The sequence below is a fragment of the Variovorax sp. GW821-FHT09B05 genome (assembly GCF_059418265.1).
In genome coordinates this window covers 441,714-456,492 of the sequence record NZ_JBWKPN010000003.1, presented here as the reverse complement: position 1 = coordinate 456,492, position 14,779 = coordinate 441,714, and the positions used below count along the sequence as shown (strand labels likewise).

Below are 14,779 nucleotides of genomic sequence, written 5' to 3'. Positions count from 1 at the left end.
CAGCTCAGGGCGACAGCAGCGGCAGCGTGAGCGTGGCCACCGCGCCGCCGCGCGTCGCATTGCCGAGCTCGATGCGGCCGTGGTGCAGCGCGGCGATCTCCTTGACGAAGGCCAGGCCCAGCCCGGTGCTCTTCTTCTGGCTGTGCGGCCGCGCGAGCGAATAGAACTTCTGGAAGACCTTTTCCTGCGCGTAGTCGGGAATGCCGGGTCCGCGGTCGCGCACACTCACGCGTGCCAGCCGCGAGGTGGTCTCCAGCGTCATGCGCACCTCGCTGCCGGTCGGCGAGAAATCGATCGCGTTGTCGAGCAGGTTGCTGACGGCGCGCCGCAGCAGGAAGGGATCGCCCTCGACCGAGGCCTCGGCCCGGATGTCCACGTGCACGCGGATGTTGCGCTGGGCCGCGGCGCTCCGCGCGCTGATCGCGATGTCCTCGATCAGCGAAGCCAGCGCCACCGGCTGCGTGCGCTCGAGCGCGCGCCGGGTCTCGAGCGCGGTCAGCTCCATCATGCGGTCGACGATCTCCTGGATGCGCTGGGTCTCGCGCGCGATGTTGGCGAGGAAGCGCTCGCGCTCCTCGTGCGGCATCGAGGGTTCCTGCAGCAGCTCGGCCGCGCCGCGGATCGCCGACAGCGGGCTCTTCACCTCGTGGGTGAAGGTCTGCACGTAGTCGGCGACGTAGTTGCGGCCGGTCAGCGTGTCGCGCATCTCGCTGAAGCCGCTGCGCACCGCGTCGACCGCGCGCCGCGCCATGCGCCGCAGGCTCAGGCTGCGCTGCGCGCGCACCCAGCCCCAGTAGTCGCGGATCAGCCCGAAGGGCCGCACCAGCCAGACCGAGACGATCACCGCGAGCAGCAGCAGCGCCAGCGCCGAGCCCACGCCGACCCAGATCGTGCGCGCCCGCGCGTCCTCCACGAACTGGCCGAAGCTCTGCACCGGCTTGCCCACGCTGACCATGCCGACGATCTCGTTGTTCCAGCGGATCGGCGCGCCCACGTACATCACCGAGGTGCGCGGATCGACGTCGACGTCGCGCGAGGTGCGCGCGCCGTAAAGACCGGCCAGCGTGCGGCTGACGTCGCTCCATTTCGAATAGTCGGCGCCCAGGTGCCGGCCGAGCGAATCGAACATCACGCGGCCGCCGCGGTCGGTCACGTAGACGCGCAGCTCGACCCGGCTCTTGTGCAGGTTGTAGATCTGGGCCGAAAACTCGCGCGCATAGAGCGTGCGGAACAGCGGCTCGAGCCGCGCCGTGTTGATGGCCCCCGCGATCACGTCCTGCTCGACCAGGCTGGCCACCAGCTGCGAGGTCTCGACCAGCGATTCCTCGGCCGACTCGCGGTAGCGCGGATCGATGTCGGAGACGACGCGGTACAGCAGGAAGGCGATGCCGGCCGTGTAGATCAGCAGGATGCCGATGAAGATGCGCGTGCGCCGGGTCACGAGATCCTGGCGGGCAGTTCTTCGTTGAGTGCGTAGCCGGTGCCGCGCAGCGTGCGGATCGGCTCGACCTCGGGCGCGATCGCCTTGAGCTTGGCGCGCAGGGTCTTGATGTGGGCATCGACGGTGCGGTCGAAACTCTCGCTGGCGTCGTCCCAGACGAGTTCGAGCAATTCGTCGCGCGTGAACACGCGCCCCGGGCGCTGCACCAACAGGCGCAGCAGACCGTATTCGTAGCGCGAGAGTTCGAGCAGCCGGCCGTAGTAGCGGATCTGCATGCGCTCCTGGTCGAGCACGAAGGGCTGGCTGGGCACTGGAGGGGCCTGGCGCGCCGCAGGCGCCGCCTGGGGCGCGCCGGCATGGGGGACCCCCTGTTCGGGCGTTCCGTGGCTTCCTGGCGTTCCTGAGGGCCCGGGCGCGCCCCGCGCGCTGCGCCGAAGAATGGTGCGCACGCGCGCCACCAGTTCGCGCGGCGAGAACGGCTTGGCGACGTAGTCGTCGGCGCCGAGCTCCAGCCCCACCACGCGGTCGATCTCGTCGCTGCGCGCCGTGAGGAACAGCATCGGCACCTCCGGTCCGCCCATGGCCTGGTTCAGCGTGCGCAGCCGCTTGAACAGCTCGAAGCCGTTCATGTCGGGCAATCCCACATCCAGTATCGCCAGCGCCGGCGCCTCCTGCGCGAACTGCGCCAGCGCGTCTTCCGCAGTGGCGCACCAGACCGGCGTGAAGCCGTCGCTCTTGAGCACGTACTGGAGGGTGTCGGCGATGCCCGATTCGTCCTCGGCGATCAGGATCCGCGGTTTGAAGCTCATCCAGCGATGGTAGCGAGCGCGACGGGGCGGGCGCCAGCCACGCCGACGGCGTTGCAACGAGGCGCGGCCTTCGGACTTTTTTTCGGGCGCGACCTTTGGTCTCTCTCTATTTCTTATTCTTCTTATTCAAATTAGTAGTAGTAGATAAGGGTCCGCCCCTTCTGTGGACAGGCCGCTTTTTTCGTTATGTGACAAGCACTTGTCATACAGCGGTCACTGTGCGCAGCCGTGCTTTTGTGCTGTCGCGTCCAAAGGGACAACCTGGCGCATCCGTCCGGCGCTGTGGATAACCACCTGCTTGTGCCAGAACTCTCCCCAGAGTTGTCCTTTGACAGCCCTCCGGAAATCTGCGAAAGGCGTTTTTCGGGTGAGGAAATTCATTGCCTATTTTTTAAGCGGTCTGTAGATTCCCCATAAAAATCAATAACTTGCCGCGCCCCTACAAAGTAGTTCTGTGGTTATCCACAGAGTTGCACCCGCTTTGTGGGGAGAACGCGCGGCGGAACCTTCCCCGGGTCTTCCGACCGAACTTCGTCCTTCACCTTGTGGAAATTCCAGCCGTGACACCTTCCGAAACCCAGGCCATCGTGACCCTCAGCCTGCTGGCCGCCTTCGTCGACGGCGAAAAGCACGAACGCGAGCGCGCGGAGATCAAGCGCATCGCCGAAGGGCTGTCGCAGACCGACGGCCTGAACCTGCCGACGCTCTACCAGGACGTGCTGATGAAGCGCGTCTCGCTGCCGTCGGTGGCGGCGCAGCTGCAGAGCACCGAGGCGAAGCAGCTCGCCTACGAGATGGCGGTGTGCGTGTGCGATGCCGACGGCGCGCAGTCGCAGGCCGAGCGGATGTTCCTGACCGACGTGCGCACCTCGCTCGGGCTCGATGCTTCGGCGGCGCAGTTCTCGAACCAGGCCGAGGAGATCGCGGCGGCCGGGGCGGTGGCCGGTGCCTCTGCGGGAGCCGTGGTGGCCGCGGCGCCGGTACCGGCCGTCGCGGCGGGCGCGTCGCCGCTCACGCCCGACAGCGCCGAGCTCGACAAGTCGATCCTCAACGCCGCCATCCTCAACGGCGCGCTCGAGCTGCTGCCCGAGACGCTGTCGACCATGGCGATCATTCCGCTGCAGATGAAGCTGGTCTACCGCATCGGCAAGGCGCACGGCTACGAGCTCGACAGCGGCCACGTCAAGGATTTCATCGCCACCGTGGGCGTGGGCCTGACCTCGCAGTACCTCGAGCAGGCCGGGCGCAAGCTGCTGGGCGGGCTGCTCGGCAAGGTGGGCGGGGGCCTGCTGCGCGGCGTCGGCAAGCAGGCCGTGAGTTCGGGCATGAGCTTCGCGACCACCTATGCGCTGGGCCATGTCGCCAAGCGCTACTACGCGGGCGGCCGTACGCTGTCGACGCAGATGCTCAAGGACGCCTTCTCGGGCGTGGTGCAGGAAGGCCAGGGCCTGCAGTCGCGCTACCTGCCGGCGATCCAGGAGAAGGCCCGCACGCTCGATGCAGGCAAGGTGCTGTCGCTGGTCCGGGGCGCCTGAACCGTCAGGCGGTCTTCGACAGGTCGTCGAGGATCGGGCACTCGGGCCGCGCATCCCCATGGCAGCAGTGCACCAGGTGGGCCAGGGTGCTGCGCATCGACTGCATGTCGGCGATGCGCTGCTCCAGTTCCTCGAGGTGCTTCTGCGCGATGCGCTTCACGCTCGAACTCGTGCGCCGGCGGTTGTGCCACAGGCCCACGAGCTCGGCGATCTCTTCCATCGAGAAGCCGAGGTCGCGCGAGCGCTTGATGAAGCGCAGCGTGTGGATGTCGGCATCGCCATACTGGCGGTAGCCGCTGTCGGTGCGCGCCACCGCGCTCAGCAGGCCCAGGCCCTCGTAGTGGCGCACCATGCGCGCGGACACGCCCGACAGCCGGGCGGCCTCGCCGATCGCCACGGGGCCGTGCGTGACCGGCACCGTCACTGCACCCGGTAGCCGGCGTTCTCGATCGCCGCCACCAGATCCTGGCGCGGCTGCTGGCTCAGCACGTCCACATGGCCGGTCTCGAGATCGACCGTGACCTGGGCCTCGGGGTCGACCGTCTGCACCGCGTTCTGCACGGCGTTCACGCAATGTCCGCAGCTCATGCCCGCGACCTGGAATTTCTGGCTCATCGTTTCTGCTCCTTCGTGGATGGAAAGGTGGGTGTTGGCCCGTTCGGAAACCGAAGTCTGAACCTTGCCACGATGTCAATGTCCAGTCCAGGGACTCTTTTTGCCGCGCTTGACCTTGCCATGGTGTGAAGCTTTAGCCTTCGCACCATGGAAAACGTACAAGAACGGCCTCTGCCGAATCTCACGCTCGACCTCTCGGTCGGCGGCATGACCTGCGCCTCCTGCGTGATGCGCGTGGAGCGCGCGCTCAAGGGCGTGCCCGGCGTCCAGGACGTCAGCGTGAACCTCGCGACCGAATCGGCGCGCGTGGTGGCGCAGGCGCAGGGTGGCGAGGACATCGATGCCCGGCTGCGCCGCGCGGTGCGCTCCGCCGGCTACGAGCCGCGCGCCGCGGCCGATGCGCAGGAGGAAGCCGCGGCGCTCTCGCCCTGGCACGGCTTCGGCCCGGTGGCGGTCGGCCTCGCGCTGTCGGCGCCGCTGATGCTGCCGATGGTCGGCGAGTTCTTCGGCCGCGACTGGATGCTCGACCCCTGGCTGCAGCTGCTGCTCGCGACGCCGGTGCAGTTCTGGCTCGGCGCGCGCTTCTACCGTGCGGGCTGGCATGCGGCGCGCGCGCTGACCGGCAACATGGACCTGCTGGTCGCGCTCGGCACCAGCGCGGCCTACGGGCTCTCGCTGTGGCTCTGGTGGCGCTCGGCCACCGGCGAGCACGCGGGCCACGGGATGATGCCGCACCTGTACTTCGAGGCTTCGTCGGTGGTCATCACGCTGGTGCTGCTGGGCAAGTGGCTCGAGGCGCGCGCCAAGCGCCAGGCGACCTCGGCGATCCGCGCGCTGCAGCAGTTGCGGCCCGAGGTGGCGCACCTGGTCGGCCCGCGCGGCGAGAGCGACGTGCCGCTGGCCGAGGTGATGGTGGGCGACCGCCTCGCGGTGCGCCCCGGCGAACGCGTGCCGGCCGATGCGCGCGTGGTCGAGGGCGAATCGGAGGTCAACGAATCGATGCTGACCGGCGAGCCGCTGCCCGTGCCCAAGGGACCGGGCGACCTGCTGACCGGCGGTGCCGTCAATGGCGACGGCCGGCTGGTGGTCGAGGTGCGCGCGGTCGGTGCCGAGAGCGTGCTCGCGCGCATCATCCGTCTGGTCGAGGATGCGCAGGCCGCGAAGGCACCGATCCAGCGGCTGGTCGACAAGGTGGCGGCCATCTTCGTGCCGGTGGTGCTGGTGATCGCGCTGCTCACCTTCGGCGGCTGGATGCTGCTCGGCGGCGCCGACATCGAGACCGCGCTGATCCACGCGGTGGCCGTGCTGGTCATCGCCTGCCCCTGCGCGCTGGGCCTGGCCACGCCGGTGGCGGTGATGGCGGGCACGGGCGTGGCGGCACGGCGCGGCATCCTCATCAAGGACGCGCGTTCGCTCGAACTCGCGCACCGCGTCGACACCGTGGCTTTCGACAAGACCGGCACGCTGACGCTGGGCCGGCCGGTGCTGACTGCGCTCGTGCCCGTCGCGCGGGCCGTCGATGCCGATGCGCTGCTGGCCGTGGCCGCGAGCCTGCAGAGCGGCAGCGAACATCCGCTGGCGCGCGCCGTGCTCGTGGCCGCCGCCGACAAGAAACTGGCGGTGCCGGCGCTGCGTTCGATGCAGGCCATGCCGGGCCGCGGCGTGCGTGGCGAGGTCGAGGGCGAATTCGCCGGGGCCTGGGCGCTCGCGAGCCTGCGCTGGTGCCGCGAGCTCGATGCCGACGTCGATGCCGCCGAGGTCGACCGGCTGCAGGCGCAGGGCGCCACGGTGTCGGCACTGCTGCGCTTCGATGCCGGCGGTGCGGCCGAGGCACTGGCCCTGCTGGCCTTTGCCGACGAGCCCAAGCCGCAGGCGGCCGAGACCGTTGCCGCGCTGCGTGCGCGCGGCCTGCGCGTGGTGATGATCTCGGGCGACAACCTGCGCGCCGCGCGCGCCATGGCGGCGCGGCTGGGCATCGCGCCCGAGGACGTGCGCGCCGAGGTGCTGCCGGCCGACAAGGCGCAGCAGGTGAGCGCGCTGCGCCGCGACGGCCACGTGGTCGCGATGGTGGGCGATGGCGCCAACGACGCGCCCGCGCTCGCGGCCGCCGACGTGGGCATCGCGATGGCGCCGGCCGATGGCGGCACCGACGTGGCGATGGAGGCCGCGGGCATCACGCTGATGCGCGGCGATCTCGCGCTGGTGGCGCAGGCGCTCGACCTCTCGGGACGCACCGTGGCGAAGATCCGGCAGAACCTGTTCTGGGCCTTCGCCTACAACGTGGCGGGGATTCCGTTGGCGGCCTTCGGACTGCTGAGCCCGGTGGTGGCCGGGGCGGCGATGGCGCTGTCGAGCGTGAGCGTGATGGCCAATGCCTTGCTGCTGCGGCGCTGGAAGGGTTCCTGATTTCGGCTCAATCGAGCAGCAGCGCCATCAGGTGGTCGTCGATGTAGTCGGCTTCACCGGCGCGCTTGTAGAACTTGCGCAGCGTGCCTTCGCGCACGAAGCCCAGCTTCTCGTAGAAGCGCAGCGCGGGCGCGTTGTCGCTCTCGGCATAGAGCTCGATGCGCTTGACGCCGGCCGCGCGCAGTTGCTCGATGGCATCGCTCACCATGGCCAGCGCCACGCCGCGGCCATGGAAGGCCGGGTCCACCGCGAGCGTGCCGAGACAGGCGACGTGCGCCACGCGGCCCGGATAGCGCGTGGCGCGGTAGAAGCCGGCCATGCGGCCCTCGACCTCCCAGATGTGGAAGCAGCCGCTGCGCACCAGCTCCTCGTGGATCGGCCGGAAGTCCGCGAGCGGCATCGGGTCGTAGCCGAGGAAGCGCACCACCTTCTCGTGCATGTAGAGGGCATGGACGGCAGCGAGGTCGCGGGAAGTGGCAAGTCGGCGCACGGTGGCTCCATGTTCGAGGTCGGTCAGGGGCCCGCAGGATAGCAATCCCGCGCGGCCGCTCAACCGGCCGCGAGCACGAGGGCGCCGGCCAGCGCCAGCAGCAGCACCTGCGCGGGCCAGGCCCAGCGTAAGCGCAACCGCGCATCGAGCACCGCGCCCACGGCCCAGAAGCCCGCGATCGTCAGCGCCAGCAGTTCGAGCCCGGTGCGAAAAGCCATGTCGTCCGCGCGCCAGAGAAAGGCCAGCGTCATGCCGACCCAGCCCGCGAAATGCAGCGTGGCCGCGATCGCGCGCGCACGGCCGACCGGTGGATCGTCGAGGGCGGCGGCCGCCTCGAGCGAGAAGTCGGGTTCGGGAAAACGCGCCGCCACGTCGGCCGGTCGCCAGCCCGGCGAGCGCCAGAACACGCCGAGCTTGTCGCGCCAGCGCCGCGTGTGCCAGGCATCGCGCGCGAGCGGCGCATAGGGGCCGAGCACGGCGCGCAGCGGATCGAAGCCCGCGAGCGGCTTGCGCGTGCCGTAGACGCAGCGCTCGCTCTCCTCGGCGAAGGTGCCGAACAGGCGATCCCACACCACCAGCATGCCGCCGTAGTTGCGGTCGAGGTAGCCGTCGTTGACGGCATGGTGCACGCGATGGTTCGAGGGCGAGGAGAACACGCGGTCGAACCAGCCGAGCTTGCCGATGTGCTCGGTGTGGATCCAGAACTGGTAGACCAGCACGATCAGCCCCGCGAGGCCGAACTGCTCGGGCGGCACGCCCACCACGGCCATCGGCAGGTAGAAGGCCCAGCCGAGGAAGGCGACCATGCTCTCCTGCCGCAGCGCGGTCGAGAAATTGAAGCGCCGGCTCTGGTGGTGCACCGCATGCGCGGCCCAGAACAGCGCCGACTCGTGGCCCGCGCGATGCAGCCAGTAGTCGCAGAAGTCGAACAGCAGCACCGCGGCGATCCAGCCGAATGCGCTGTCCCAGAAGCCCGCGTCGGTGCAGAGCGCGACGTGCGGATAGATCAGCGCGTAGAGACCGATCTGGAACAGCTGCGTGCAAACCGCGAGCGCCTGGCTCAAGAGGCCCTGGCTCAGGCTCGAGACCGTGTCGCCGAAGCGATAGGTGTTGCGCTGCTTGAGCCAGCCCCAGGCGAACTCGCAGGCCATCAGCAGCACGAACACCGGCACGACGAGAACCACCAGCCGATGCACTGCCTGCCTTGAGCCTTCCTGCGCGCGAAAAAACTTCAGCGAAGTTTCAGCGAGATGGTGCGTCGATGCGTCCCGCGACCAGCACGGCATTGGTGCCGCCGAAGGCGAAGGAATTCGACATCGCCCAGCGCATGCCAGGCACGGCGCGTGCCTCGCCGCGCACGAAGGCCAGGTCGAAGGCCGCGTCGGGCTCGCGCAAGTTGGCGATCGGCGGCACGGCCTCGTGCGCCAGTGCGCGCAAGGTCGCGATCAGTTCGATCGCACCGCCACCGCCGAGCACATGGCCGTGGATCGCCTTGGTGGCGCACACCGGCATCGCGCTGCCGAACAGCTCGCGCACCGAGGCGGCCTCGGCGGCATCGCCGGCCATGGTCGCGGTGCCGTGGGCATTCACATGGCCGATCTGGGCGGCATCGATGCCCGCGTCGCGCAGTGCCGCGCGCATCGCGCGCACCTGTCCCGCGCTGTCGGGGTTGGTGATGTGCGTGCCGTCGCAGTTGGTGGCGTAGCCGGCCAACACGTAGGACGCACCGTTGCCCGTGTCGGCCACGCCGCGCGAACGCGCATGCGCTTCCGATTCGAGCACCAGCGCCGCGGCGCCTTCGCCGAGCGCGAAGCCCGCGCGGTCGCCCGAGAAGGGGCGGCAGGCGGTCTCGGGTGCATCAGCCGGCGGCGCGGCCATCACGCGCATCGCCTGCCAGCTCGCCATCACGCCGGGCGTGAGCATGGCGTCGTGGCCGCCGACGATGGCGACGTCGATCCAGCCGCCGCGGATGGCGCGCATCGCTTCACCGATCGCCACCGCCGACGAGGCGCAGGCGCAGGCATAGGCGATCGCCGCGCCGTGCGCGCCGAAGTGCAGCGCGAGTTCGGCCACCGCCGCATTGGGCATCACGGTGAGCACGGTCGTCGGCCGCATGCGGCGCTGCTCGGCATAGAGCGCCTGCGTGGTGTTGTCGAAGCTGCCCGCGCCCGCGAGGCCGCTGCCCCAGAAGATGCCGAGCCGCTCGGGGTCGACGCTGTCGCGCGCCAGTCCGGCCTGCGCCGCGGCATCCTGCGCGGCCGCGAGCGCCATCGCGGTGCCGCGATCGAGCGGCAGGCGCGAGGTGCTGCGCACGCCGTTCGAGTCGAAGTCGCAGGCGGCCACCGCGATCTCGACGCTGTCCATGCCGGGGATCGCGAGCGTGTGCGAACGCACGGCCGAGCGGCCATGGAACAGCGCGTCGTCGAAGGCCTCGAGCGTGCGGCCGATCGGCGTGACGAAGCCGATGCCGCTGACGCGCACCGGCGGCGCCGCGATGCGCTGCGCCGAAGCAGCGATCACCGCGTGTTCAACACCGCTGCTCATGCGTGCGCCGCCTCAGGCGCGTTCGCAGTGTTCGCCGTCGCGGCGCTCTCCGCATCGATCACCTCGCACAAGCGCTGCAGCGTGATGCCTGCTTCGCGCGGATCGAGACGGTCCTCGGGAATGCGCAGGTGGAAGGCGTCCTCGACCGCAAAGACGAACTCCATCAGCGCGAGCGAGTCGAGGCCCAGGTCGGTGAGCGCGGTCTGCGGTGCGACCAGGTTCGCTTCGACGTGGAAGTCGTTCTCGAGGATGCGCGCGATGCTGTTGAAGGTGGGCGAAGTGGACATGGGGCTTGTTCCTTTCAGGCGAAGCGTGATGCACGATCGTCGTGCGGAAGTGCCATCGGTCGGCGCTGCGAATGCAGGGAAGACGCGCGTCGCCGCGTCACCTTGCGTGGTTCATTGTGGAGTGGGATCGATGGCATCGCGGTGGCGAACGCATTCCTTTTCAGGAAGCCTTCAGAGAGGAAATCGGGGCATCGGCGCCCGTGCCATGCGCGACCTCGTCGGCGAACGCGACGGTCTCGCGCACCACCTGCTGGCGGTCGTTGTCGATGGTGATCATGTGGTAGCTGTTGCTCACCACGACGCTGCGGAACGACCGGCAGCGCAGGCCGCGCGCGAGGATCTCGAGGTTGGCCACGCTGGCCACCTCGTCCTGCTGCGCATGCAGCGCGAGCACGCGGTCGCACTGCACGCGATGCAGGTTGGCGCGCACATGGCGGATCAGCCGATGGTGTTCGCGCAGGTGGCTCACGCCGATCACCGAGCTGCCGGCGCGCGAGATCTTGCGGTGCCGCAGTTCGCGCTCGATCCAGGCGCGCACGCGCTCGTTCTTCACGCCGTAGGGCGGGCGTTCGCGGTACTGCCAGAAGCGGCCCAGCGGCGTGTAGTAAGCCAGCGGCAGCAGCATCTGCGTGCGCGGGATGGCCCAGCCGTCGAAGCGCAGCGTGGTCGACATCAGCACCAGCGCATCGACCGCGTCGCCGCAGCGGATGGCGGCGCCGAGCGCGAGCGACGAGCCGGCCGAGATGCCCACGAGCAGCACGCGCTCGTGCGTCTCGCGCAGGGCCGTGACCTGGGCCTCGATGCTGTCGAGCCACTGCTGGAAGGGCGCGGCCTGCTGCATCGGCGCGTTGGCGTCGAAGGAGTAGCCGGGGATCGACATCGGGTGCACCGCGTAGCCGCCGTCGCGCAGCGCGGACTGCACGGTCAGCAGTTCGTCAGGTGTGCTGCACAAACCATGCAGCAGCACGACCGCGGTGCGTTGCACGGCGGGGTGCACGAAGCTCAGCAGGCTGGAAGGTTCGCGTGCGCTCATGACGATGCGGCCCCGATGAAAAGGAACCGTGCGGCGATGGGCTGTCGTATGCTCATGCCGTGTTTATCGCGTGTCGTACTGACCGCCTGCTGACCCTCCCGCGAGCAAGAATAGGCACCTCAACCCACTCGAAAATCATGCGAATCCTGCTAGTCGAAGACGATGCCGTGCTGCGCGACGTGATGCTTCGCAGCCTCGCGGACGCCGGTCACCGCGTCGATGTTTCCACCAACGTCGAGGACGCCGACCACCTCTGGCGCGTGCAGCCCTTCGATGCGGTGCTGCTCGATCTGAACCTGCCCGCCACCGCGAGCGCGACCAGCGGTCTCGCGAGCGGACTCACCGCGTTGCGACAGGCGCGTGCGCGCGGCGATCGCACGCCGGTGCTCGTGCTGACCGCGCGCGGCCGCACCGAGGAACGCATCGCGGGCCTCGATGCCGGTGCCGACGACTACCTCGGCAAGCCCTTCGACCTGGCCGAGGTCGAGGCGCGCTTGCGCGCGCTGGTGCGGCGCGCGAAGGGCACCGAAGACATCGTGCTGCTGGGCCAGTTGAAGCTCGACCGCAAGGCTCGGCGCTTCTCCACCGCGAGCGGTCCGCTCGACCTGCCGGCGCGCGAGTTCGAGGTGCTGTGGGAACTCATGAGCCCGCCGGGCCGCACGGTGAGCAAGCGTGCGCTGTCCGACAAGCTCTCGAGCTTCGACGAATCGCTGGGCGACAACGCGCTCGAGGCCTTCATCTCGCGGCTGCGCAAGAAGCTGGTCGGTTCGGGCGCGAGCATCCGCACGCTGCGCGGCATCGGCTACCTGCTCGAAGCCGAAGTCTGAGCGCGCCGCGACCGTGAGCGAAAGCGAAGCAGCGCACGCGCGCATCGCGCCCAGGCCGCCGCGCGCGGTGTCCACGCTCACGCGGCGCGTGCTGCGCAACGTGCTGGTGCCGCTCGCGCTGAGCTGGATGGTGGGCGCGGTGATCGCGCTGGTCATCGCCAACTACTTCTCCGAACAGGCCTTCGATCGCGGCATGCTCGACGACGCCTATGCGCTGTCGGCCAACGTGCAGGCGGGCGAGCGCGGCATCGAGCTGCTGCTCACGCCGCGCGAGGTGGCGACGGTGCTGTTCGACCAGATCGACAAGGTCAACTTCTCGGTGCAGCGGCTCGACGGCACCTTGATCTCGGGTGCCGACGACCTGCAGGCGCCACTGCCCGTGGGCGGCGCGCGCTATCGCTTCTCCGACGTCACCTACCAGGGCAAGCCGATGCGCGCGGTGGTGCTCGAGCACGATGCCGAACCCGGTGTCGCGATGCCCTATCGCGTGGTGATCGCGCAGACCACGCTGAGCCGCACGGCGCTCGTGCGGCAGCTGCTGGGCTATGCGCTGGCGCCGCAGGTGCTGTTGCTGATGTTGCTCGCCGTGTGGCTCTGGCATGGGATCCGCAGCGATCTGCGGCCGCTCGGCGACCTGCAGCAGGCGCTCGATCGGCGCGACGTGCGCGACCTCTCGCCGGTGACGGTGGTGCAGACTTCGCGCGAGCTGCAGCGGCTCGGCGAAGCGGTCAATGCGCTGTTCGAGCGGCTGGGCCACAGCGTGCGCGGACAGCGCGAATTCGTGGGCAACGTGGCGCACGAGTTGCGCACGCCGCTCGCGGGCATTCGCGCGCTGGCCGACTACGGGCTCGCGCAGCAGAAGCCCTCGGTGTGGCGCGAGCAGCTCGAGCAGGTGGCCAAGAGCCAGGAGCGCGCAAGCCACCTGATCGACCAGCTGCTCGCGCTCGCACTGGCCGACGAGGCCAGCACCAGCCTCGAGACCGCGCCCGTGCGGCTCGATGCGCTGGCCGAGCAGACGGTGCTGCGGCACCTCGCGCGTGCCGATGCGCGCGGCGTGGACCTGGGCGCGCGCGGCCTCGACGACAGCGTGACGGTGCAGGCCAACGAGGCGCTGGTCGAGGGCATCCTCGACAACCTGATCGACAACGCGTTGCGTTATGGCGGCCGCACCATCACGGTCGAAGTCAGTGGCGAAGTGCTCAGCGTGATCGACGACGGCCCCGGCATTCCGCTCGATGCGCAGCGCCTGTTGATGCAGCGTTGGGCACAGGGCCCGGCGGGGCAGAAGCTGGGGCAGGGCTCGGGGCTGGGCCTGTCGATCGTGGCACGCTATGCCGAGCTGCTGGGGGCCGAGCTGCGGCTCGAGGCGGCCGAGCCGACGGGCTTGAAGGTCAGCGTGGATTTCACGCGCAAGGGCTAGGGCGCGGCCTCGTAGAGCTCGAGCGGCAGCCCGTCGGGATCGGCGAAGAAGGTGAAGCGCTGGCCCGTGTATTCATCGACGCGGATCGACTCGACCACGACGCCTTGCGCCTCGAGCACGTCGGCCGCGGCGCGCACGTCGGGCACCTCGAAAGCCAGGTGGCGCAGCCCGCGCGCCTCGGGGCGCGAGACGCGCGGCGGCGGATCGGGAAAGGAGAACAGCTCGATCTGCGAGCCGTCGGGCAGCGCGAGATCGAGCTTGTACGAATGGCGCTCGGCACGCAGGTGCTCGGCGACGATGCGCAGGCCCAGCACCTCGCTGTAGAAGCGCTTCGACACCGCGTAGTCGGAGCAGATGATCGCGGCATGGTGGATGCGCGCGAGCTTGGGCGTGGCGTTCATCGCAGCGCCTTGCGCAGGAAGACGCGCGTGCGGTTCTCGAGCACCAGGCGCCGGTATTCGACATAGCCGATGCGTTCGTAGAGCGCGCGGTTCTCGCTCATCTTCTCGTTGGTGAACAGGTAGATCGAATCGAAGCCCTGGCGCAGCGCCTCGCGCTCGGCGAGCTCGAGCAGCGCGCGGCCCGCGCCGCTGCCCTGGTGCTTCGGTTGCACCGCGATCACGTCGATCAGGAAGCCTTCGTCGGTGATGTCGAGCACGAGCGCGGCCGCGATCTCCGTGGCATCCGCAACATCGGCGGCGACCCACACCTGTTGCAACTCGATGGCGCTTGCGTAGTCCTTGCGCATCGGCAGCGGCACGATCTGCAGGCGCGGCAGGTAGACGCTGAAGGCGGCGACCGCGCAGTCGCGGATCGCATCGGCATCGGCCGCTTCGGCGCGGCGCAGGGTCCAGCGCGGCGCTTCGCTCATTCGGCGATCTCCACCTCGGCCTCGATCTCCACCGGGATGTTGAACGGCAGCTCGGCCATGCCGACCGCGCTGCGCGCATGCGCGCCGACCTCGGGCCCGAAGAGCTCGAGCACGAGGTCGGAGAAGCCGTTGATGACCGAGGGCTGGCGGTCGAAGCCCGGGGCCGAGGCGACCATGCCGAACACGCGCGTCCAGGCCGTGATGCGGTCGAGGTCGCCGAGCGCGCGCTGCAGGCTGCCGAGCATCGCGAGCGCGGTGAGGCGCGCGGCCGCGTAGCCCTGTTCCACGTCGAGCTCGCGCCCGAGCTTGCCCAGCGGCGCGGCGATGCTGCCGTCGGCATTCAGCGGGCCGTGGCCCGAGACGAAGGCGCGCCGTCCGACGATGCGCACGAAGCGAAAGGGCAGCACCACGCCCGGTGGCGGCTGGACGGCGGGCGGAAGGACGAGGCCGCGCGCGGCCAGCTGGTTCTCGATCTGCGACATGGCGCAACGGTACCCGAAA

The 14,779-nt window shown here is 69.6% G+C and carries 16 protein-coding genes; 4 read left to right on the top strand and 12 right to left on the bottom strand.

All coding sequences use genetic code 11. The features are described from left to right. Nucleotides 1-4 precede the first annotated feature (4 nt). Both creC and AC07RM_RS10540 read right to left on the bottom strand, forming a co-directional pair. Complete coding sequence (gene creC / locus AC07RM_RS10545) at nucleotides 5-1,441, bottom strand: two-component system sensor histidine kinase CreC (protein WP_093343627.1); 1,437 nt, start codon at nucleotides 1,439-1,441, stop codon at nucleotides 5-7. Further along, nucleotides 1,438-2,250, bottom strand: a complete 813-nt coding sequence (locus AC07RM_RS10540) for a response regulator (RefSeq protein WP_495334417.1) — start codon at nucleotides 2,248-2,250, stop codon at nucleotides 1,438-1,440. The genes creC and AC07RM_RS10540 overlap by 4 nt, the downstream gene beginning before the upstream one ends. A 560-nt stretch (nucleotides 2,251-2,810) precedes the next feature. Here AC07RM_RS10540 and AC07RM_RS10535 point away from each other — a divergent pair. After that, nucleotides 2,811-3,785: a YcjF family protein gene (locus AC07RM_RS10535; protein ID WP_490877042.1), complete on the top strand. Its 975-nt coding sequence runs from the start codon at nucleotides 2,811-2,813 to the stop codon at nucleotides 3,783-3,785. A gap of 4 nt (nucleotides 3,786-3,789) precedes the next feature. Here the strand turns inward: AC07RM_RS10535 and cueR are convergent, their stop codons facing one another. Then, nucleotides 3,790-4,137: a Cu(I)-responsive transcriptional regulator gene (gene cueR / locus AC07RM_RS10530; protein WP_398495232.1), complete on the bottom strand. Its 348-nt coding sequence runs from the start codon at nucleotides 4,135-4,137 to the stop codon at nucleotides 3,790-3,792. Between the two features lie 68 nt (nucleotides 4,138-4,205). Then, complete coding sequence (locus AC07RM_RS10525) at nucleotides 4,206-4,400, bottom strand: heavy-metal-associated domain-containing protein (protein ID WP_057591827.1); 195 nt, start codon at nucleotides 4,398-4,400, stop codon at nucleotides 4,206-4,208. 147 nt (nucleotides 4,401-4,547) lie between these two features. Here AC07RM_RS10525 and AC07RM_RS10520 point away from each other — a divergent pair, with 147 nt between their 5' ends. Beyond that, complete coding sequence (locus AC07RM_RS10520; RefSeq protein ID WP_495334416.1) at nucleotides 4,548-6,806, top strand: heavy metal translocating P-type ATPase; 2,259 nt, start codon at nucleotides 4,548-4,550, stop codon at nucleotides 6,804-6,806. A 7-nt stretch (nucleotides 6,807-6,813) separates the two neighbouring features. On the opposite strand, the gene AC07RM_RS10515 is transcribed toward AC07RM_RS10520, so the two are convergent. The 5 genes from AC07RM_RS10515 to AC07RM_RS10495 all read right to left on the bottom strand — a co-directional run bounded on the left by AC07RM_RS10515 (nucleotide 6,814) and on the right by AC07RM_RS10495 (nucleotide 11,160). Beyond that, nucleotides 6,814-7,296, bottom strand: coding sequence for a GNAT family N-acetyltransferase (locus AC07RM_RS10515; protein ID WP_296788401.1), 483 nt, complete (start codon nucleotides 7,294-7,296; stop codon nucleotides 6,814-6,816). A gap of 59 nt (nucleotides 7,297-7,355) precedes the next feature. Continuing rightward, complete coding sequence (locus AC07RM_RS10510; RefSeq protein WP_495334415.1) at nucleotides 7,356-8,492, bottom strand: sterol desaturase family protein; 1,137 nt, start codon at nucleotides 8,490-8,492, stop codon at nucleotides 7,356-7,358. Nucleotides 8,493-8,538: 46 nt separating this feature from the next. Further along, nucleotides 8,539-9,840, bottom strand: a complete 1,302-nt coding sequence (locus AC07RM_RS10505; RefSeq protein WP_495334414.1) for a beta-ketoacyl-[acyl-carrier-protein] synthase family protein — start codon at nucleotides 9,838-9,840, stop codon at nucleotides 8,539-8,541. Then, nucleotides 9,837-10,127 (bottom strand): phosphopantetheine-binding protein, encoded by a 291-nt coding sequence (locus AC07RM_RS10500; protein WP_093343637.1) that lies wholly within the window; start codon nucleotides 10,125-10,127, stop codon nucleotides 9,837-9,839. The genes AC07RM_RS10505 and AC07RM_RS10500 overlap by 4 nt, the downstream gene beginning before the upstream one ends. A 160-nt stretch (nucleotides 10,128-10,287) precedes the next feature. Further along, nucleotides 10,288-11,160 carry an alpha/beta hydrolase gene (locus tag AC07RM_RS10495; RefSeq protein ID WP_093343639.1) on the bottom strand — a complete coding sequence of 291 codons (873 nt, stop codon included), beginning with the start codon at nucleotides 11,158-11,160 and terminating at the stop codon, nucleotides 10,288-10,290. A gap of 137 nt (nucleotides 11,161-11,297) precedes the next feature. Here AC07RM_RS10495 and AC07RM_RS10490 point away from each other — a divergent pair, with 137 nt between their 5' ends. Together AC07RM_RS10490 and AC07RM_RS10485 are read left to right on the top strand one after the other, a co-directional pair. Beyond that, complete coding sequence (locus tag AC07RM_RS10490; protein WP_093343640.1) at nucleotides 11,298-11,987, top strand: response regulator transcription factor; 690 nt, start codon at nucleotides 11,298-11,300, stop codon at nucleotides 11,985-11,987. Nucleotides 11,988-12,000: 13 nt separating this feature from the next. Beyond that, complete coding sequence (locus AC07RM_RS10485) at nucleotides 12,001-13,407, top strand: sensor histidine kinase (protein ID WP_398495220.1); 1,407 nt, start codon at nucleotides 12,001-12,003, stop codon at nucleotides 13,405-13,407. Here AC07RM_RS10485 and gloA2 read toward each other — a convergent pair. From gloA2 to AC07RM_RS10470, 3 genes are read right to left on the bottom strand one after another with little or no spacing between them, the layout of a single operon-like run. Further along, nucleotides 13,404-13,808, bottom strand: a complete 405-nt coding sequence (gene gloA2 / locus AC07RM_RS10480; protein ID WP_495334413.1) for an SMU1112c/YaeR family gloxylase I-like metalloprotein — start codon at nucleotides 13,806-13,808, stop codon at nucleotides 13,404-13,406. The two genes, AC07RM_RS10485 and gloA2, sit on opposite strands and share 4 nt — an antisense overlap. After that, entirely contained in the window at nucleotides 13,805-14,278 is a 474-nt protein-coding gene (locus AC07RM_RS10475) for a GNAT family N-acetyltransferase (RefSeq protein ID WP_495334412.1), read from the bottom strand. The genes gloA2 and AC07RM_RS10475 overlap by 4 nt, the downstream gene beginning before the upstream one ends. Continuing rightward, complete coding sequence (locus tag AC07RM_RS10470) at nucleotides 14,275-14,760, bottom strand: RidA family protein (RefSeq protein ID WP_093343645.1); 486 nt, start codon at nucleotides 14,758-14,760, stop codon at nucleotides 14,275-14,277. Before AC07RM_RS10470 ends, AC07RM_RS10475 begins: the two co-directional genes overlap by 4 nt. Nucleotides 14,761-14,779: the final 19 nt, after the last annotated feature.